At 43.0% G+C, this 21,417-nt stretch carries 15 protein-coding genes; 5 read left to right on the top strand and 10 right to left on the bottom strand.

Annotation, left to right across the window (positions count from 1 at the left end; all coding sequences use genetic code 11):
• Positions 1–122 precede the first annotated feature (122 nt).
• Positions 123–1,010 (top strand): KPN_02809 family neutral zinc metallopeptidase, encoded by an 888-nt coding sequence (gene ypfJ, locus ACT3QR_RS12085; RefSeq protein ID WP_444521576.1) that lies wholly within the window; start codon positions 123–125, stop codon positions 1,008–1,010.
• A gap of 137 nt (positions 1,011–1,147) precedes the next feature.
• Here ypfJ and ACT3QR_RS12080 read toward each other — a convergent pair whose 3' ends face one another.
• From ACT3QR_RS12080 to trxA, 3 genes are all read right to left on the bottom strand, one after another.
• A complete protein-coding gene (locus tag ACT3QR_RS12080) occupies positions 1,148–1,381 on the bottom strand; it encodes a hypothetical protein (RefSeq protein ID WP_444521575.1) in 234 nt (77 codons plus the stop codon).
• 319 nt (positions 1,382–1,700) lie between these two features.
• Complete coding sequence (rho, locus tag ACT3QR_RS12075; RefSeq protein ID WP_444521574.1) at positions 1,701–2,969, bottom strand: transcription termination factor Rho; 1,269 nt, start codon at positions 2,967–2,969, stop codon at positions 1,701–1,703.
• 525 nt (positions 2,970–3,494) lie between these two features.
• The gene (gene trxA, locus ACT3QR_RS12070; protein WP_025651527.1) at positions 3,495–3,821 is read right to left on the bottom strand and encodes a thioredoxin; all 327 of its coding nucleotides are present in this window, start codon (positions 3,819–3,821) and stop codon (positions 3,495–3,497) included.
• A gap of 439 nt (positions 3,822–4,260) precedes the next feature.
• Here trxA and ACT3QR_RS12065 point away from each other — a divergent pair, with 439 nt between their 5' ends.
• Positions 4,261–4,974 carry an RluA family pseudouridine synthase gene (locus tag ACT3QR_RS12065; protein ID WP_444521573.1) on the top strand — a complete coding sequence of 238 codons (714 nt, stop codon included), beginning with the start codon at positions 4,261–4,263 and terminating at the stop codon, positions 4,972–4,974.
• Between the two features lie 94 nt (positions 4,975–5,068).
• On the top strand, positions 5,069–6,694 hold the full coding sequence (locus tag ACT3QR_RS12060) for a flavin-containing monooxygenase (RefSeq protein WP_444521572.1): 1,626 nt from the start codon (positions 5,069–5,071) through the stop codon (positions 6,692–6,694).
• Positions 6,695–6,702: 8 nt separating this feature from the next.
• Here the strand turns inward: ACT3QR_RS12060 and ACT3QR_RS12055 are convergent, their stop codons facing one another.
• Entirely contained in the window at positions 6,703–7,650 is a 948-nt protein-coding gene (locus ACT3QR_RS12055; protein ID WP_444521571.1) for a D-2-hydroxyacid dehydrogenase, read from the bottom strand.
• Positions 7,651–8,088: 438 nt separating this feature from the next.
• Here ACT3QR_RS12055 and rapA point away from each other — a divergent pair, with 438 nt between their 5' ends.
• Positions 8,089–10,977, top strand: a complete 2,889-nt coding sequence (rapA, locus tag ACT3QR_RS12050) for an RNA polymerase-associated protein RapA (protein WP_444521570.1) — start codon at positions 8,089–8,091, stop codon at positions 10,975–10,977.
• A gap of 371 nt (positions 10,978–11,348) precedes the next feature.
• The gene (locus ACT3QR_RS12045) at positions 11,349–12,251 is read left to right on the top strand and encodes an acyl-CoA thioesterase (RefSeq protein ID WP_444521569.1); all 903 of its coding nucleotides are present in this window, start codon (positions 11,349–11,351) and stop codon (positions 12,249–12,251) included.
• Positions 12,252–12,351: 100 nt separating this feature from the next.
• On the opposite strand, the gene ACT3QR_RS12040 is transcribed toward ACT3QR_RS12045, so the two are convergent.
• From ACT3QR_RS12040 to ACT3QR_RS12015, 6 genes are all read right to left on the bottom strand, one after another.
• Positions 12,352–13,635 (bottom strand): hypothetical protein, encoded by a 1,284-nt coding sequence (locus ACT3QR_RS12040; protein ID WP_444521568.1) that lies wholly within the window; start codon positions 13,633–13,635, stop codon positions 12,352–12,354.
• Between the two features lie 46 nt (positions 13,636–13,681).
• The gene (gene mutY, locus ACT3QR_RS12035) at positions 13,682–14,929 is read right to left on the bottom strand and encodes an A/G-specific adenine glycosylase (RefSeq protein ID WP_444521567.1); all 1,248 of its coding nucleotides are present in this window, start codon (positions 14,927–14,929) and stop codon (positions 13,682–13,684) included.
• Between the two features lie 153 nt (positions 14,930–15,082).
• The gene (locus ACT3QR_RS12030; RefSeq protein WP_444521566.1) at positions 15,083–16,021 is read right to left on the bottom strand and encodes a GIY-YIG nuclease family protein; all 939 of its coding nucleotides are present in this window, start codon (positions 16,019–16,021) and stop codon (positions 15,083–15,085) included.
• Positions 16,022–16,044: 23 nt separating this feature from the next.
• Positions 16,045–17,001, bottom strand: coding sequence for a ribosome biogenesis GTPase YlqF (ylqF, locus tag ACT3QR_RS12025; protein WP_444521565.1), 957 nt, complete (start codon positions 16,999–17,001; stop codon positions 16,045–16,047).
• Between the two features lie 125 nt (positions 17,002–17,126).
• The gene (locus ACT3QR_RS12020; protein ID WP_444521564.1) at positions 17,127–20,303 is read right to left on the bottom strand and encodes a DUF2339 domain-containing protein; all 3,177 of its coding nucleotides are present in this window, start codon (positions 20,301–20,303) and stop codon (positions 17,127–17,129) included.
• A gap of 278 nt (positions 20,304–20,581) precedes the next feature.
• Positions 20,582–21,319 carry a dienelactone hydrolase family protein gene (locus ACT3QR_RS12015; RefSeq protein ID WP_444521563.1) on the bottom strand — a complete coding sequence of 246 codons (738 nt, stop codon included), beginning with the start codon at positions 21,317–21,319 and terminating at the stop codon, positions 20,582–20,584.
• Between the last annotated feature and the right edge of the window lie 98 nt (positions 21,320–21,417).

Below are 21,417 nucleotides of genomic sequence, written 5' to 3'. Positions count from 1 at the left end.
AAGATAATAGACGAGCTCATGACGTGAGTTAGTTGGCTAAATAATATATAACAAAGCTAATGATTAATAGCAGTAATGATTAATATAAATAGTGAATTAATCTATATTTGAGGAATGGAATTATGAAATGGCGAGGTAGACGAGGCAGCTCGAATGTGCGCTCTAGCACAGGTGGCGGTAAGATGATTGGTGGGGGTATCGGTGGTATTATTATCGCTGGCATTTTATGGTTGGTATTTGGGGTAAACCCAATGACTGCTTTACAGACAGGTCAAGCAGTCACTGGAGGTAGTAGTGAGTCATCTACTGAAGTTGCAACCAGCACAGACCGAGACACGCAATTTGTAAAAGTTGTATTGGCAGATACAGAAGAAGTCTGGCGTCAGGTTTTTAATGAAGCTGGTAGCACTTATCAAGAGCCATCATTGATTTTGTTTAATGGTCAGGTCAGCTCGGCATGTGGTAGTGCGAGCTCTGCAACCGGTCCGTTCTACTGTCCAGGAGATCAGACTATTTATCTGGATACGTCGTTTTTCGTAGAAATGCGTCAAAACCTTGGTATCTCAGGGGATCAGCAAGGGTCTGGTAGTCAGGAAAACCAAGGCAAAGCTGGCGATTTTGCGCAGGCTTATGTAATAGCACATGAGGTAGGTCATCATGTACAGACATTACTTGGTATTAGTCAGCAGGTAAATGAAGCCCGTCAGCAAGTGACTCAAGCACAGTCTAATAAGTTATCGGTATTGCAAGAGTTACAGGCGGATTGTTTTGCGGGTGTATGGGCGCAACGCAACCAAGAGCGTGTACAGTTTTTAGAAGCTGGTGACATTGATGAAGCAGTGAATGCTGCTGGTCAAATCGGTGATGACCGTTTAGCAAAAGCAAGTGGCGGTGCAGTAGTGCCTGATAACTTTACCCATGGTACCAGTCAGCAACGTGTCGAATGGTTCACTCGTGGCCTAGAAAGTGGTAATGTACAATCTTGTGATACTTTTAGTGAGGCGTTATAAGGGCACTAGTTTCCAGCTAATAAACCAAATCCTAAACACAAAAAAGCCTGCAGTTAATTGCAGGCTTTTAATTTCATAGCTAACCAGTGATTCAAGTAACCTCAACCATCACATGATAATTATCTAACTAACGCAAATTATCTTGTTTGATCGAGAATGTAAGCACCAGCGCCACCGACTGCAGCACCACCAAGTGCGCCACGAGCAATGTCTTTGCTATCGCCACCACTTTTGATAAGAGCACCAGCAGCAGCGCCAGCAGCAGCACCTTTAGTAGTATTACTCAAACCACTGTTATATCCGTTACAGCCACCCATAATAAGAGCCGAGCTAGTAATTGCAGTCATTGCGAACGTTTTAGCAAATTTCATATTATCACCTATTAAGTCATCAAGTTTAAAATCAATACCTTCAAAATACTATGTCCATGATATTTTCAAGTACGTTCCTACTGTCTATCATAATAGTCGGTTACCGATAATATAGACGTAGTAAAAAAGCTAAACTTTGCAAACGAGATGTAAGCGATGTTGCCGTACTGTATCATTGGCAATGTCTGTGAACGATGGTGAAGGGTGAATCCTAACCAGTCTAAATATGAATATTTAGACACTGTCATTAAAAAAGACCACCTGTAGGTAGTCTTAATATTGAATCAAAGCCGAATGTATCTAGTAAACCAATCAAACATTAGTTTTGAGATTTACGCTTCATCTGTTCAAAGAATTCGTCATTGGTTTTCGCCTCTTTTAGGCGGTCCAACAGGAATTCAGTGGCTTGCACGCCATCCATTGGTTGAAGTAATTTGCGTAAAATCCATATCTTGCGCAGTTTGTCTTCGCCCAAGAGACGCTCTTCGCGGCGTGTGCCAGACTTTTTGATATTAATCGCAGGGAAAACACGTTTTTCAGCCAAGTCACGCTCAAGCGTAATTTCTTGGTTACCAGTTCCCTTAAACTCTTCAAAAATAACACTGTCCATTTTACTACCAGTATCAATAAGGGCACTGGCAATAATAGACAAGCTACCACCTTCTTCAACGTTACGAGCGGCACCGAAGAAGCGTTTTGGGCGCTCTAGGGCATTGGCATCCAGACCACCTGTTAACACTTTGCCAGATGAAGGTATAACCGTATTATAAGCACGCGCTAGACGAGTAATTGAATCAAGTAAAATCACTACGTCTTGCTTATGTTCAACCAAACGTTTCGCTTTTTCGATGACCATTTCAGCAACTTGTACATGACGCTGTGGCGGCTCATCAAAGGTAGAGGCAACGACTTCACCGCGTACCGTACGTACCATCTCGGTCACTTCTTCTGGACGCTCATCAATCAACAGTACGATCAAATAACATTCGGGATTATTACGAGTAATTGATTGAGCGATGGTCTGTAGCAACATCGTTTTACCCGCTTTTGGCGGTGCGACGATGATAGAGCGCTGACCTTTACCAATCGGAGCGATGAGATCGATGATACGTCCAGTCAAATCTTCAGTAGTTCCATTGCCAAGCTCAAGTTTCAAGTGCTCAGTTGGGAATAAGGGCGTCAGATTCTCAAAAATAAGCTTATGACGTGAGCGATCTGGTGTATCAAAGTTAATTTCACCAACTTTTAATAACGCAAAATAACGCTCAGAGTCTTTCGGTGGACGAATCGTACCAGCGATACTATCACCAGTCTTTAAACTGAAACGGCGAATTTGACTAGGGCTAACATAGATATCATCGGGACCGGCTAAATACGAGCCCTCTGATGAGCGCAAAAATCCAAAACCATCAGGAAGAACCTCAAGTACGCCGTCACCATAAATGGCTTCACCGTTACGCGCATGGGTTTTTAGGATAGCAAAGATAATGTCCTGTTTACGGCTACGCGCCATATTATCAAGACCCATTTCTTTAGCAATAGCCAATAGCTCAGAGATTGATTTTTTCTTTAATTCAGTAAGATTCATAGATAGGTCATTAGCAATTGATCAGATGAGAGATGCCATTAGCAGCACAAGTCACGACAGTGATTAGAATAACGATAATATGATGATATAGGTATGTGCACAGCGCTGTAGTTTATGTAGTTTTGGCTTTGTATGTCTGCTTATGTACGCATTGCCGTTATGGGATGCAAGGTAATAAGAAATAAGGATAAAAAAGGCTACATAGGAGTCTGCGTCAAAAACTCAATATCAGTAATTGCGTTTAGTCATTTTGTTCAGCAATGGTGTTTATAATGACGATTGTGTTTTTGTTGATAAACACGAGGAGAATAGCGACAAGATACTTAGGAAAACAGTTAGTTTTCTCTTGTCAGCAGACTATACGGTCTTCACAATAGCGTTGTCAATAAATTTTGTTAAAAAAGGCGAATTATCGAGTTTTTTGCACAAAAAACAAGCAAAAAAGCCACTATCTTAGTCAGATAATGGCCTTCTCGGTTATTCTGTTTTGTCCGCTTATGACAGTCCAAAGCGGGCAAATTTAACTTATAAATGCTTGTCTAGTACTTTAGCCAATTCAGCTTTTGGCTGTAGGCCCATGACTGAATCAACTTTTTCGCCGTCTTTAAATACAAATAGCGTTGGAATGTTGCGAATACCGAAACGGCTAGCTGCTTGTGGGTTGCTATCCACGTCTACTTTAACGATTTTGACTTTACCTTGGTACTCAGTCGCTAGATCTTCTAAAATAGGAGCGATGGCTTTACAAGGACCACACCACGGCGCCCAGAAATCTACTAGTACAGGTACGTCTGACTGTAGAACGTCTTGATCAAAATCTGTATCGGTAGTATGTACAATAAGGTCTGACATAATTTTATCTCTCTTGTTTTATTACTTCTATCACTACTCATCAACGTATATATTGGTTTAATAATAAATCAGTTGGTGGTCAAAGAATTGTTTAGAAGCGGTGAAAATGTGCCATTATATTAACATGTTTGCTCTAACTTGTTAGATACAGGCTGGTTAAATTGTTTAACAACTAGTATTAGCACAATAAATCGAAACGGTGCCACACAAGAGAATTCAGTCTGCTATTTAGTACGATTATCTTTGTCAAAGTACGTATCTCAGTAAGATAGAAGTCGTATTTTATGTTAGCAGATAGCAATATTGATAAGTTTAAAACTTAGCTAGATTTTGCTGTCATTTATAAAGTGGCTATCGTCCCCAACATGGCTATCACGTTCAAAAGAGTAACCATCAAAAATTCTTATCTCAAAACCAATTTACAGAAGTAGTTAAATTTATGCCTTTTACTGATGAAGAAGTCAACGCCCTCAATATCCAAGAAAGCGCTTATCCGCTTGAGTTTTTTAAAAATTTTGCGCAAGAGATTACAGTTTATGAAGACGATGATATTTGGGTGGTTGATAAACCTGCAGGACTATTGAGTGTCGATGGCAAAACACTCAAAGTCAGTCTGCTTGCTCGTCTTGAGCGTGCCAATCCAGCTGTCAAGTTGATTCATCGTTTAGATATGGATACCTCGGGATTGCTGATTTTTGCCAAAAACGCGGCAGCGCAAACTAATATCAGTAAGCAATTTATCGAACGTCTACCGCAAAAAAAATACCAAGCACGTGTCTTTGGCGAGTGGGAGCAGGTCGGTGCAACTGGCGAGATATCAGTGCCAGTACGCTATGAGCCAAGTACCAAACCGCGTCATATCGTCGATCATGACTGGTCAAAACACGCGCTCACGCTATATGAGGTCGTGGATCATGAAACTTGCAATGGTGAACCAGTCACACGAGTGATGTTAAAGCCAGTTACAGGTCGCAGTCATCAGCTGCGTGTACACATGGTTCATGTCGACCATGTGATGATTGGCGATCCAATTTATGCTGAAGGTACCGCGTTAGAGATAGCCCCAAGGTTGAACTTGCATGCGCAGCAGTTGCGTTTAAAGCATCCAGTTTTAGGTGCTTGGATGGACTGGGAAAGTCCCTGCCCGTTTTAAGTCATTAGGTTTTGCCGCTTGTTGTTAATAGCCGCGATAAATGGCTCTAAAGCCAGCTATAAAATGCCAGTCATGCAAATACAAGGATGAAAGTATGCTTGATATCACTACTACCAAACAGGCCATTAAAAACCGTCTTAAACGTAGAAAATCAAAGACGGCTAAGGTAGCTGACTATGAAGTATTGATCATCGGTGCGGGTATCGCAGGCGTTGGTATGGCTTGCCGTTTACAGCAACAGCAGAATAAAGGCCTGTTCGGTCATAAAGGCCCAAAAAAGCAAAAGCAGGCAAAACTGAATAAGAAAAACAAACGTTCACAGCGTTTTGCTATCTTCGAAAAGCGGGCTGATTTGGGTGGTACATGGGACTTATTTACTTATCCAGGGATTCGCTCTGATTCTGATGCCTTGACCTTTGGTTATAACTTTAGGCCGTGGCTTGATTATAGAATGTTAGCAGCAGGCAGTGATATCAAACGCTATATTGCCGATACGGCACGCGAATTTGGGGTGACCGAACATATCCATTATCAGCACGAAGTTCAGCAGATTTCATGGTCCAGTGACGATCAACAGTGGTCAGTAGCCGTTAAGAACCACGCTAGTGGTGAGGTTTTCGTTACGACTGCTAAATTTATCGTAGGTGCTACTGGTTATTATGATTATGAGCAAGGTTATCGCCCTCATTTTGATGGAGAGGAGGATTTCCGCGGTCGTATTGTTCATCCGCAGCACTGGAATAATCTAGACTACGACGATAAAAAAGTCGTCGTTATTGGTAGCGGTGCCACAGCGATGACGTTGTTACCTGCGCTAGTAGATGAGGATGGCGAGCAGTGTGCGCGTCATGTCACAATGCTACAGCGTACACCGACCTATGTGGCAAGTGTGCCGGGTGATGACTATGCGATTGACTGGCTATCAGGCAAGTTTTCACCATTATCAAAAGAGCAAGCTTATACGGCACTACGTGCGCGCAATGTGTTGAGACAACAGGGTCTATATAAAGTTGCGACTCACGTGCCCAAGGTGATGAAAGCAGTCTTGAAAAGTGGGGTGAAGAAAGAGCTAAAGGGTAGCGGTGTTGATAGCAATCATTTCGTGCCTGATTATAACCCGTGGGACCAACGAGTGTGTGCGGTACCTGACGGTGATTTATTCAAAGCCCTACAGGATAAACGTGCAACAGTGGTGACCGATCAAATCAGTCACTTTACCGAAACAGGAATTATGTTGCAATCTGGCCAACATCTCGACGCTGATATCATCGTTACTGCGACCGGTTTAAAGCTGCAGATGTTGGGCGGGGCAGCGGTATATATCGACGGTCAATCTGTCGATATCGGCACGCGTATGACCTATAAAGCGGTCATGGTTGAAGGTGTGCCCAATATGGCGGTACTGTTTGGATACACCAATGCCTCATGGACGCTAAAAATTGATTTGGCCTGTCAATATGTGGTGCGACTGCTGGATTATATGCATAAACGGCGCTACCAAGTGGTAACACCCTATGCAAAAACTGAACAGGCGCAAGCATATGTTCAGGCAGATACTGTGATGGGTTCGCTGTCGTCTGGGTATGTTAGACGCGGCAAAGACAAGCTACCTAAGCAGGGCGATCGCTATCCTTGGTATGTGACCAACAACTATCTAAGCGACCGAATCATGCTTAAGTATCGCAAAATAAAAGACGACTGGTTACGGTTTAGTCGTTAGCATCTTGATTATTGATGGTGGTTATCGATAAAGTCAGTGACTTGTGTGCTTAATATTTGCCATAACTTTTCTTGGGCGCTTTTGCTGCCCCAAGCGTTGTGCGGACTAAAGATAACACGCGGATGGTCGCTGAGACTGAGCAATGGGTCATTATCAGCGATAGGTTCTTGTTCAAACACATCGCTAGCATAACCGATGATTTGCTCATTATTAATCGCGTCAGTTAATGCTTGGCTATCGACAATACCGCCACGCGCGACGTTAACGATGAGCGGTTGTTTGGCCATTTTTGCCAATGTATCTGTATTGATAAGATGCTTGGTTTGTTCGGTTAGTGGACAATGTAGGCTAATCACGTCAGATTGTGCAAGTACGTCTTCAAACGCGGTATAGTCGTCACTGCGCGGTTCGCGTCCTTGATGCTCCGCCCATAATACGGTCATACCAAAGGCACGAGCAATCTCGGTCACGCGCTTTCCGATTGTGCCAATACCGATGATGCCGAGCGTCTTATCTTCCAAATCTATCAATGGAATATCAAGCAAACAAAAATCACCCTTTGCTTGCCACGTGCCATCAGCGACTTTTTGATGGTAATGAATACCAGCGCGCATTGCGGTCAGCATTAACATAAAGGTATGCTCGGGGACGCTTTTTACAGCATAGCCTGCAACGTTATAAAGTGTCACGCCATGCTTATCGCAAGCCTCTTGATCGACGTTATTCATACCCGTCGCGGTGAGTTGGATAAGCTTAAGCTTTGGTAATTGCTCTATCACTTCAGCACTAATCTGCACTTTGTTAGTGATAATAATGTCAGCATCTTTACAACGCTCAACGATGACGTCTGTATCTTTTGGCGTATCGTTGTAAGTGATGTAGTCGCTCACACTTGCGGGTGCAGGCAAGTCAATACCTTCAGAAAATGTACCTTTATCTAAAAAAACGGCTTGCATGGCGAGTCCTTATTTATTGTTGTCTTATAGATAGTTGGCGAATAACTGGCTATCGCATGAATACTTATCGGTTTAATGTAGCACGTTGTCATTATTAATTAAAAACAAAATGACTAGAGTGGCCTTCTGACAACCTTACAATGCAGTATGACAATAACTCGCAAAATACATTGTCCTAAATATGGCCCTGATATAGTGTTGATTATAGGCTTTATAAATAGAAAAGTAACATCAGATGGCTCTTGAAAATGTAACTTAACGCACTCATCTACACGCTAACGTTATATAATGGTGCAGCTTGGATGCTGGCTTTATTGAGGTTACGATGCTGCGTTGGTAAGTTTGTTACGATTTGCACTTTGTCACCCTCTCGCTGTCACCAGTTACCACTGTTATCTATCTAATTTCTTACTACCTGAGTACAAAAGACATCGCCTTATGACTATCTCTATTGCTTCATTGCACAGTACTGAATTCGCCGTTGGTCAACGTTATTTATCTGATACGGAGTCTGAGCTTGGCTTAGGTGTGGTCATCGATGTTGACGACCGATGTGTGCATATTTTATTCCCGCAAAGTGAAGAGACACGCGTCTACGCCAAGAACTCTGCGCCATTGTCGCGCGTGGTGTTTAAGGTCGGCGATAGTATCTATGATCAAGATGGCAAAAGCTATACAGTCAATGCTGTCGATGAAGTCATGGGTGTACTCAAATATGGCGTCGATGAGCATGAGCGCGGTATTATGGAAACCCGCCTTGCTGCCAATATCACATTGGCCAAGCCGCTTGAACGCTTGCTTGCTGGACGTATTGAGCGCGGTGACTGGTATGAGTTGCGTCAAGATATTTTGCGTATGCAATCAGCGTTGGCAGGTCATCCACTCAAAGGCCTGATGGGTGCACGTGTCGATATCATCGAGCATCAGCTTTATATCGCGCATGAAGTTGGCAAACGTATCGCGCCACGTGTACTGCTGGCTGATGAGGTTGGCCTTGGTAAAACCATCGAAGCGGGCATGATTATTCATCAGCAATTGCTAACGGGTAAAGCTGAACGTGTATTAATTCTAGTGCCAGATAGTTTGCAGTATCAATGGATGATTGAGCTGCGTCGCCGCTTTAACCTAAACTTTGCCTTGTTTGATTTGGTACGTACTGCGGCTATTAAAGAACATGATCCTGAGCAAAACGTCTTTGCTACTGAACAATGTATCATTGGTGGTATGGATCTGTTGCTCGACCACCCAGACTTATATGACCAAGCGATGGATGCAGGCTTTGATTTATTGGTTGTCGATGAAGCGCATCATCTGCATTGGGATGAAGCGCAAGGCGGCAATGATAAGTATGACTTGATTGCAGATTTTGCTGAAGAAACACCAGGCGTGATGCTATTAACAGCAACGCCAGAGCAGCTTGGTGCGCAAAGTCACTTTGCCCGTCTGCGTCTGCTTGATCCAGATCGCTTTGATGATTTGGATGAATTTATTGATGGTCAAGAGGCTTTTGCAGAGACAGCAGCAGTTGCTGGCGTTTTGATAGAAGAAAAGCCGTTGAATGAAGGTCAAATCGCTGCTTTGAGTAGCTTACTAGACATTAGTATTGATGAGCTGTCTTCAATCAATGAAGATGAAAAGCTGCGGACACATGCGCTAAATGAATTATTAGATCGTCATGGTACAGGCCGTATTTTGTTCCGTAATACTCGTGAGAGTGTCAAAGGCTTTTATGGTCGTAGTAGCCAACCATATCCATTGCCACTGCCTGAGGCATGGAAAGACAGCTATCAAACCAATGGCAAGTTGCGTGAGCAGCTATGGGGCGAAGAAAATCAACCAGATGGTGGTTGGCTAGAAGATGACCCACGCGTTTCTTGGTTGATTGATATCTTACGCGGTGAGCTTAAGCATCAAAAAGTGCTATTAATTGCTCGTAGTGGCGCGACGGTAGAGAGTTTAGAGGCGGTATTGCGTCTGCATGCAGGTATCAAAACAGCTATCTTTACTGAGCAGATGACTTTACTTGAGCGTGACCAAGCGGCTGCCTTCTTTGCAGATAGCGAAGGCGCACAAATATTACTATGTTCAGAGATTGGCTCAGAAGGCCGTAACTTCCAGTTTGCAAGCCAGTTAATACTATGGGATTTGCCTGCTAATCCAGATACCTTAGAGCAGCGTATCGGTCGTCTAGATCGTATCGGTCAGACTCAGCAAATTATGCTGCACGTGCCTTATGTGCAGGGTACCGCGCAAGAGCGTCTGTATCAGTGGTATAACGATGCGCTGAACATGTTCAATCAGATATCGCCAACCGCTCAAAGCGTACAAGAGCAGTATATCCAAGAGCTCAAACCAGTGCTTGAGGGTGCTGATACCGCTGAAAATAATGTAACGCTACAAGAGATCATTTCAGAAGCGTCACAGACCCGAATGGGACTTGAGGCACAGCTACAGGCTGGTCGCGATCGCCTGCTAGAGTATAACTCATGCCGTCCGCGTGTCGCAGGTCGTATCGCTGATGCCATGCGTGATTTTGATGGTAATAACTTGCTGCCGCATTTTATTGAGCGTTTCTTTGCGTCTGCTAACATTGACCATAGTATCCAACGTGATGGCTCGTGGGTCATCGCACCTATCGATAGTACCGAGATTAGCGATTATATTGATGGCTTACCACTTGGCGATGAAGATGGTATGACGTTGACCTTTGAGCGTGAGCAAGCACTGCAGCGTGAAGAGATCGACTTTGTCACACATGAGCATCCATTGATGCGCGCTATCTACGAGTTAGCGAGTACCAGCACTTTTGGTAATACCACGGTTGCCATGCTTAAAAGTGCTGCTGTTCCTCAAGGTATGGTACTGCTAGAAGTGAATTTCCGTGTTGAAGCGATTGCGCCAAAAGTGCTCAATCTGCCAGCGACTTTGTCCACGCAAAATATCCGTGTCTTTATCAGTGAGCAGGGCAGTGATTTATCGTCTCGTATCAGTGCTGAGATGATTATGCCTCATATTGAACGCTTGGATAAAAACCGTGCCCGCCAAGTCATTAAAGTGCGCGGCGACGTGATTGAGCAGCGTTATTACGAAGCCGAAGACATTGCTCGTCAGCAGATAGCTGAGATTGGTGAGCAAGCAAGTAGCCGCTTTAGCCAGCAGTGGTCACGCGAAATCAAGCGTCTAAAACATCTACAGACGATCAATCCGAACGTACGTCCTGAAGAGATTGAACGTTTAGAGCAGCTTAAAGCTCAAGGCGAACAAGCGCTTGGTAACTTATCGCTAGTGCCGGATTCTATTCGCGTACTGGTAGCAGTTAAGCCATAAACATCGACGTATGTATAAAAAACGGGATGTTGTTACACATCTCGTTTTTTATGGTTCAGTTTGCTTTATCTATCAATTAGTTACGATTCGTCTGGCAAGCACGGACAAGCAATACTTACGAGTAAGTCGACAGTAACTAGTCAAAACCATCAATATTGGGTAAGATGTTTACCTTTTCTATTGAAAATAAATGTGTAGCATTAGCGAACATAGCTACAGCTGTATTTTTGTTCTAAAGTCTTCTTGCTTATTTTAGCAAGTGATCCCGTATTATTTTAAATTCAAGAGCAGCGGCTATATAGCATCGATATCGTCAGGTGCTTATTTTCAGATGCTGAGCGTTTTTGATAAAAATAAGGAAACATGTCGTCATGTCCCATAATCTACAACTGATCGATGAGCTGCTAGCTACTATCGCACTTATTGAAGTTACCCCTGATGTGTTTGAGGGTAAAAGCCATGACTATGTGGGCAGTCGTATATTTGGTGGGCAAGTACTCGCCCAAGCGATTATGGCAGCAGCGCATACATTAGATAAAGACAAACCTTGTCACTCGTTGCATGGGTACTTTTTGCGAGGTGGTGATATTAACCAACCCGTGATATACCAAGTACGTCGATTGCGTGATGGTCGCAGCTTATCTGCACGCGAAGTCACCGCTATTCAGTACAAAGAAGTACGTGGTAAGCCGCCTGTTGAGCAAGTGATATTTTCAATGATTGCTTCGTTCTCACCGATGGAAGAAGGGCTTGAGTATCAAGAAGATATGCCTGCCTATCCACCGCCAGAAGACTTACTAACAGAACAAGAGTTAAAAGAAGAGAATGTCGGAAAAGTGCCAGAAGCACTGAAAGCGAGATTTATGCGCCGCCGTCATGTTGAGATTAAGCCAGTTAAGCCGCGTAATCCGATTAGCCCAGAACCTATGAAACCTAAACAGGCAAACTGGCTACGTATTCGTGAGTTGGGAAGTCAGCCAACGGCTGTTCAGCAGGCGTTATTAGCGTTCTCGTCTGATTTTTATTTGGTTGGCACAGGGCTGATGTCACACGGTGTTAGTTTTATGACTAGTGGACTACAAGCTGCCAGTATTGATCATTCAATGCATTTCCATCGTGATTTTGATTTGAACAAATGGATGCTTTATGATATGTGGAGCGATACTACGTCTAACGCGAAAGGGTTGAACCATGGCCAATTTTGGCAAGATGGTAAACTGGTCGCTACCGTACAACAAGAAGGTCTCATGCGTCTACGTGTGCCAAAGTCTTAGGGTACTGTAGACTCCGCTATCTTTATATTGTCATCATAAAAAAAGCGACTCATTATTAATAGTGAGTCGCTTTTTTTATTGCAATATATTTGTTTCACTACTATTTAGAAAGAGAGGAGGCATACAGAATATTCGTAAAAGAGTTTTGCATGATTTTCCATCGACCTTCATCTTCTGTTCTTACTCGGATATTATTTTCGCTATCTAAATAATTAGTGGTTACATTAACTATTTTACTAATCCTTTGCTCATCGTCTTCAAACTTTAATTCAACTGTCACGAGGGTTATGGCTGCTGCTCTATCTTCGATAGAAGTTAGCCTATATGATAGAGGTGTGTAATTTCCGAAGTCCTTTTTGGCTAACCCTGCTTTTTTTCCTCTAGGCTTATCAACAAAATATACAAGCGATTCTGATAGTAACCCATACCTCCTATTTATCCAGTTTTCGATGAATTCGGCTACGGCGCGCTCTGGAGTGTTTGAAGGTAATTCTTCTGCTTTACCTACAAAAGGAAGATAAGTGATATTCTCGCTTGAGCGTGGTGTCCAGTTTTCTATTAGCTTTTTTTGGCGTTGAGTGTCTGCAAAATCACTTAAAACTTCGTTCCAACCTTTTTCTTCCATTGAATTAGAACTTTTAGTACTTGTTAATGCTTCAGCCCAATCCCTAGTCGCAAAAAGTGCTGCCCAAACTTTTGCCGCTACTAATTTACTATCAAAAGCTAACTCTCTACCGTGAAGAATTCCATGCCTATAAGGAATCGTAAGAGTTTCTTCATTAGTCTTGTTTCTACTTTTAGTGAATAGAGACGCTACTACTTGTAATCCTGTCTCATGAGCAGCCATAGAGTCCCATACTGTCATGTCTGCTGAATCGGCAAAAAAACCTACATGCTTTGAGATATCATTCACAATACCATCAAGCAAGCTAAGTAGTAGAGGAATACAGGCGTGATAGCGGTTTGCTAGGTAATCTTCTTTTGCAAGCTCAGTAAGGCGGATACGACGTCGAAATTCTTGATTACCTTGAAACCTAAGTATCCCGCATCTTAGACAATCGGCATCATATGAATCAGTAAGAAATTGCTCAGCGACTTTTACACCTTCGGTATCATATTTAGCAATAGCTTCGTTCATAACCTCTAAGCTCATCGATTCATAAGCAACCCAGCCCAATTCTGAAAATCGCTCGTTAAACTTATCAGGTATTTCAAAGATTTTAGATTGTTCTTTAATTTCAGGGAAGTTCTCAAAGGCTTTACTGATTTTTGGAGAGAATATTTTTAAAAGTGGAGAAATTTTGTATAGAGCTTCTACACCTTTTATTTGATTTGTTGCTTTAACAAACGACGGATTGTCTTTAATCTTTTTAGGCTCGCTCATAGATGACTTCCATATATAGATGTAAAATATCTTTGGATAGAACTACTTAACGCTCAATAACTTTTTCCATCGCACGGGGTAGCCCTAGACTATCTTGCGCTTGTTGTGTGGTTAACCACTTGAAGTCAATCTCAGCCGCTGCTAATTTCTTATTTAGCTCAGTTACCTGCGTCGTATCGACTGTCAATTTACATGGGGTCAAATACCAGTGAAAATGTGTCAGGGAGTGCTTGATAGGGGCATCATCGAGCAATGACTTACTAACTGATTTTGCGACCAGTTTGTTTTTTATGAGCCACTCATTAATGATTTGCTCAGCGGTAGTAAACTCTGCCTCGTATACTTTTTCATTACTACGTACATCATTTGCTACGTTTGATGACTTATCATCGTCAGCTAGCGGCTGTTTAATAGTAGCCTTACTATTCGTTTTACCATCAACTTTTTCTACGAACTTTAAGGGCAAGCTCCACAATCCACCCCAGATCCCATTGTCAGGACGTTGTAGCCACAATATCTCACCGTCTGCACTTTCGATTAGCAGTGCATCACTGAATTTACTGGGTTTGGGTTGTTTCTTTGCTTTGACGGGATAGTCAGTCTCGCGCCCTTGTGCATGAGCGAGGCAGTCTTCTTTGAGTGGACATAATAGACAGGCAGGCTTGCTACGGGTACATAATGTCGCGCCCATGTCCATCATCGCTTGCGCGAATAATCCTGAGTTTTCTGTCGGCGTCAAACGCTCTGCCAGTGCCCATAGCTCTTTAGTCGTAGCAGACTTGGTAATATCGCCATCGATAGCTGCCCAACGTGTGATGACTCGTTTGACATTGCCATCACAGATGACGCCATAATGATGCAAGCCCATGGCCATAATGGCACCAGCCGTTGATGGTCCAACGCCCGAAATAGCCTGCCATCCTGCTAATGTTTGCGGAAACTCGCCTGTCTCATTAATGACCGCAACCAACTGCTTGGCACCTTTATGCAAATTACGTGCACGTGCATAGTAACCCAGCCCTGCCCAATGCTCGGCGACCAAATCCCAATCTGCTGCGGCCAAATCCTGCACGGTCGGAAATGACGCCATAAAGCGTGCAAAGTAGGGCAGTACAGTAGTCACTTGCGTTTGCTGGAGCATGACTTCCGATAACCAAACGATATAAGGATTGGGCGTATCGGTCTTATGTTGTTGCCAAGGTAAGTCATGGCGACCATTTTCGGCAAACCAATCAAGTAGGCGTGGGGCGAAAGTGTTTAGAGCAGTAGATGATTGAGAAAATTGAGTAGGCAAAAGTATTCCTTGTAAGTTGAACAGGGATATATAGGATTTAGATTTATAGTTGGTAAGCGAGAAGGTAAATAGATAAAACTATTTACCAGTATATGAGGCTTAATTGTTTATAAATAAAGGGGATAGATAGGGTCGCTATAGAGAAGTAAAGGCTTATCGATAAACACTGTCTAAAGTTTCGCCCGACTCATTTTTCCATTCGATCCATCCGTTGGTTGAACGTCCTGATACTAAAGCACTGGCTCCACTGGGTGTCTTGAATAAATGGTTTTCAGTGAGTTTATAGCTTTTATCGTTTATGGCTATGAGTTTTCCACTACTAAGCAAGCTATCTTTTAGTTTAGTCACAAATGGCGGAGCTGATGACGTTTGTGTTTGTCTAATTAGAGAACCTGCTAATATTACAAAGCCATCGTCGTCGTAGTATCCTTTAGCATCACCATCTTTTACCTTGTAGTAAAATAAGGCTGGAATAGGTTTCGTTGGAGTTTTATCAGTTATCTGTGCGATTTTAGCAATGGTCGAGCCAGTCGGTTTATTTCTATGAGTCTCGTTACTATAAAGGCTATCATGAATCGCTAAGGACTCGAAAATAGGCTGTCCTAAGGTGGATAGTAAAACGTCAAGGGTGTGGAATAATTCCTCGCAATCAGCTTTCAACGGGTCAGGGGTATGCGGTTTATTACCATTATTTCCATTTTTTAGTTCGTAACGCCCTACCTCAATAGCAGTTGCGATAGCCTTATGTTCCATATATAACGCATGGGTTTGCGTCATAGAGTTATTGGTCGAGAGCATAACAAAAGCTCGTGTCCAAAAATCTTTATCATCATGTTGGTTAAGACGTCTTTTAAGATCGCCAGTTTGTCCCACATAGAGTAACGGCTTCTCTACACTATCGGTATCACCAATCAAAAAATATAAACCAACTTGATTGGCATCGGGCATCGCAAAAAAGTCTTCAATGTGGATACGTGGAATCTCAATCAATCTTACTGTGCGCGTAGTCATCTCTGCCAAACGCAACCCACGAGGGTTACCTTTTGGCAGATAAATTTGAATGGTTTTAGCTGATGGTATTAATGGATTCATAGTCGCTTATATTATTGGTGAATCTACTTACGATTCTTCCGCGTTTTTAAACGACGTAAGCGTTTTTCTTCCTCACGGGCTTTTTTCTTTTCTTCAGCAGCGAGTCGTTGTTCAGCGACTACGACTTCTTCAGCTTCAGTCATCGCTGGTGTCTCTAGCGTGATACGGCCAATCTTCGCGCTACGCAGCTCATTGATGAGAATCTCAGACATACGGTAGGTATCGACTTGATTGCCCGCACGTACACAGCCGCGATTACGTCCAGCCACTTCAAAAAACTCCCAGTCAGTCCTCGGTAGCTCTTCAATTTTATAGCGAGTTTTTAATAGCTCAGGATAGGCGTGCATTAAGTACTCAGCGGTGTAACTTGCCACATCAGCGAAGTCAAAAGCTGTATCACGGATACCGCCTGTTGCCGCTAAACGATAGCCAGAATTTTCATTTTCAACCTTTGGCCATAGCATACCAGGCGTGTCGTAGAGCATGATGTCATCGTCTAGTTTAATCAGCTGCTGCGATTTGGTCACGGCAGGTTCATCACCAGTTCTTGCTACCGCACGCCCTGCTAAAGTGTTAATCAAGGTGGATTTACCAACGTTTGGAATACCCATAATCATGGCTTTAATCTGGCGGCCTGTACCGACTTTATTAGGCACTAGATGTTTACAGATGGCGGTGATCCGTTTGACATCATTGGCTTTCTCAGTATCGCAAGCGATGGCTTTTACACCGCTTTGCTGCTCGAGATAATCCATCCATACTTGGGTCAATTCAGGATCGGCAAGGTCGGCTTTATTGAGGATTTTGATAACAGGTTTTTCGCCACGTAGTGCCGCAACCATTGGGTTTTCACTACTATAAGGGATACGCGCATCGATGACTTCGATGACCACATCCATCTGCGGCATGGTTTCTTTGATTTCATTACGAGCTTTGTTCATATGCCCAGGGAACCACTGAATGCTTGCTCTCTTATCCATCTGCTTTCATAACCTTTTATAAAAAATGCTAAAAGTAAAACAATCGACGTTTACTTTCTAATGGTACCCAGTTTACTACAGAACCATATTGCTCACGGGACAATTTCACCTAACCCGACTTGTCATTACTTATGATTTTGGCTTTCTGTGTGCTTGTGCGCGGGTGGTAATGGGGCAAGGTAACCAATCAAAAGTATTAAACTGCCTGCGCCAAGGAATGATATGACTCGCCAAATTGCCTCAGTCTGTGATAAATCTACCAAGACCAGCTTGAGTACGACAATACCTAATAACCCAATACCCATAAACCAAAGCGCGCGCTGCCAGTAGCGACTCGCCATAATGGTGGCAACCAATGCCAAGAGTGTCCATAAAATTGTTAGTCCTGTTTGTACTTGCTCACTCTGCCATGCGCCGCCTTGATAGTCATTCCAAAGTGGCGTGCTGATAAAGGCGTGTAGCGTTCGGACCAACATGCTAGAGATCAACCAAAAGCTGATCAGTCCCAATATAATTAGCATATTTTCAGCGGTGAATACGCGCTTAGTTTTGGCCGCTATACTCGTCTCGGTAAGAGTTTCATTGTGACGGCGTTGTCTGATGTAATACAGACTAAAACCAACCGATAGAGTCAGCCACGATGTGATGTCGTACAGATTAAATAACGGAAAATAAGACAGTCCCCAAATCACACCATCGTAAGACCAATTGGTGAGAACAACCCATAGTAAGGCAATGGGAGCAAAGATGGCAGCACACCCTAATAATGTCTGTTGCCAATCAAACCAATATAGCAGACCTTGTTTTGACGTTTTATTAGTTGATGTGCTTTTTTTATTTTGACCAATATAACGATGATTTAACCATAACCCAAATAATATGAGAGCTGCTGAAAACAAGAAGGCCATCACGCCATCAGAGTCTGGCAGTCCATAATATGCAGCGGTAGCAATAAGTAAGATACCTGTCCCTAGCCAGCTTGCAGCAGTATAGCGTGAGGCGTTTTTATTATCAGGCCATGTATCAAACCATGTTTTTAGCCATAGCTGACCCACGACTAACCAGCCAATTATTAACCCTATGAATACCAACCATTCCGCTGTTACCCACGTCAAATTCTGCTCAAACTTTTGTGGCAGTTGCAGTATTAGCATAAAGTAAAATAGAGCTAATAATCCATGATTAAGCTGTCTAATCTCCGCCCACGAACGATAGCAATTGATGACCCAATAAGCGATTAAACTGATGAGTGCTGCTAGTGCAATTATGGTTGTGCTTGACTGCCAGATATCAAACCAATGATGCAAATCAAGCATCAATACTTGTAGCATCCAAGCCATCGCTGTCAATGTTAAAAGTTTGGTTAATCTAGGGCTGTGCCAAACGAATTTGAACACGCGGCTCTGACTATTGATAGAAGTCAGCCATTGCTGTGCAGCTTGCGTACTGACACCTAGCGCATGTGCATAGCTGGTTAATGCATCTGATGTGACATCCAGTTTTTGTGACTGTATGACTGAGGAGGATGTAGCGCCATTATTATTAAGGCTATTAAAGTTGTTACTGCCGTCTATCGTATTAATCAGCGCAGAAGGAGAGTTACTAGCACGTAAAATAAAAATGGACGCTAGATAGCTGAGCGCTGAAATACTAAAGGCTAAAACGGGGTAGTCTTTGCTAGAGAGTGTTGCTGTTGTCACTAGCATACCAATACTGACTAGCTGTAATAGTAAGCCAAATAACACAGACCATGATCGCAGCGAGCGTCGTCCAAACCATACTAGCGCTAATCCTTGTACAGACCAGCCGAAAGCAATCCATTCAGCATTTAGCGCCAACGAAATAACGAGTGCAAAAAATCCTAACCCTAACGCCAGCATCCCTTCGGTGATTAAAGCATAGCGTCTACTACGCTGGATGAACAACCAGCCTATCCCAAGATAAACTGCCGCCAAGATGGCACTGGTAATGGTTAAGGCATTAGAGATGTCGTTTAGTAAAGTAGAAAACAATCCAAAAGCCAGTAGCGGTACTGAAAACAATAAGCCAGTATCAATAGGGAATACGTAGGGGCTGCCGACATAGGCCTTGTTCAAGTGCTTCGTATTAACAGCATGACTGCGGTCTTTTTCATTTAGCGCATTATAGGTGATGATTTGCTGCGCATAACGAATGACGACAAATAAATACAGCAGCCAGTGTAAGGTAACTAATGCTACCAATGACCAGCGCTGCGTTTCAATGACTGCGCTCAGGTTTTCGCTGATACCCCAATAGTATGCCAAACCAAATGTCACTGTCACACCGAATATATTGAGTATTTTCCACGGTCGATAGTGAGCAATGACGGCAATCGTGACGTTTAATAATAAGTAGTAGCTGAATAACGTGGTCAAGCTACCAGTATCCTCACTCGTCAAAATCGGTGCAAAAAACCCACCAGATAACGCCAGTAATGCTAATGGGAAGGCATTTTGACGTACGGCGAGGGCAACGGTAATAGCAGATAACAACCCAAGCCCGATAAAGCTTGAGATACTAGGAAGGATTTTATAAACACTATAAGCAAAAAAGGTGCTTAGATACGTAATTGCTAAGCCTGCGCCTTGTAACGTGATACCGTAAGAAAAACGTTTTGCGGTTAACTTTAATCCAAGTGCTGCCAATGCTAACCCTGTAACACCAACTGCTATCAGTTTTGTTGCAATCGAAATCTCGATATATTCGCTTAACAATCGAAGCAGGAGCACCACACCTACCAGTAGTACCAGTACGCCGACCCGCACGACCAAATTACCGCCGAAGAACCAGTTTTTTATTGAATGAATTAGTGAGGTAACGATAGGTAATGAGCGTTCGTCAGGCTCAATAGATGGGGTAGACGTTGGATTTTGCGTATTTATAGAAGCATGATTGTCTGTAGATTTATCATCATAGATGATTGATTCTGCGTGTATGGTCGAGTCTGAAGTAACGGTAGGAAGCGGTGGTGGCGATACAAGCGGACGATTATCTGGAGAAAGTTTTTGTGAGTCAAAAGCTGTAGCTTTAGCATCATGGTCTTTAACGTCATAGTCTTTAAGAGCATTGTCGTCAGTAGCAGTTGTGCGTACATAATCGCTTTTATCGGCCGAAGGTGCAGACGGAGGCATCATACTACGATGTCTTTGTTGCTCAAGCTCAGCTTGCAGCGTCGTCACATCACGGCGTAGATGCTCGATTTTTCGAGCTATCCTAGTATATAACGCGACCACTACGAGCAATAAAATCGTAAAAGCCAGCCAACCTAACTGGGTCACCATTAGATATAACATCCTCGTCACTCAATCCAGTTTATAGTAAAGTGATAATGACGTGATTTGATAAGAAGCACAAGACTACTCTGATTACTGGACTAAAAGACAAGTGCTGAATGACACTCAAAATAAAAGGGCAGCTTAATAATTAAGCTACCCTTTTGGTAATGACTATTTTCTTACTTGTCGTATAAATCTATTTTAAAAAAAGACTTTTAATAGGCTCGTCAAATGGCTTGTTGTTTAAAATAAAATCTTATAAACGACGATTCTAACAATGATTCTTATGCCAAGTTAGCTTTCATGAACTCAAGCATGTTTTCCCAGCTTTGTTTAGCAGCCGCTTCATTATAGCCAAGATCTACTTCATTTTTGGCAGCACGCTCATCGGCTTGCGGATTGGTAAAGCCATGTTTAGCATTGTCATAGACGTCGATAGTGTAGTCAACATCAGCTGCGTCTAGCTCTGATTTTAAACCTTCGATAGCATCCATTGATACCATTGAATCATCACGGCCATGAGCGACTAACACTTTTGCGGCGAAGTTTTTGTCCGCTGGTTGTTTTGCCCCTGGATTGCCGTGGAAAGTTGCGACTGCTTTTAGTGGCATACCTTCACGGGCCATGTCTAGTACTACTTTACCGCCGAAGCAGTAACCAATTGCGCCTAAGTTGTCACCGTCGACTGATAGCTGATCACTGAAATCATTGAGGATTAAGCGGCAGCGAGACATTAGCATATCTTGATCGGCAAGTACTTGCTCCATCCACATATTTGCCATTGCCGCATCAGTGGTTAATTTACCTTCGCCGTATACGTCCATTGCCACAGCCGCATAGCCTGCTTCTGCCAAACGCTCAACCACTGATTTTGGGTGGTCGACGACGCCCCACCATTCTGGTGCAACTAAGATGCCTGCTGCTGGTTTTTCATCTGATGCATCTTCTGGTAGTGCAGCATAGCTGATAAGTTCAACACCATTCTCGGTAGTACTGATTAATTCAAAAGTCTTAATTGACATATTATTGTCCTTTTTTATGTTGTGAGTTTTAATTATTTGTCATTGTGATGGTTCATTTTCTTAACTCGTACTACCTTAACGCCCATGTCTAGCAAAAA

The organism is Psychrobacter sp. AOP7-B1-25, assembly GCF_052376195.1.
Lineage (GTDB): Bacteria > Pseudomonadota > Gammaproteobacteria > Pseudomonadales > Moraxellaceae > Psychrobacter.
This window is presented reverse-complemented; position numbering and strand designations above follow the sequence as displayed.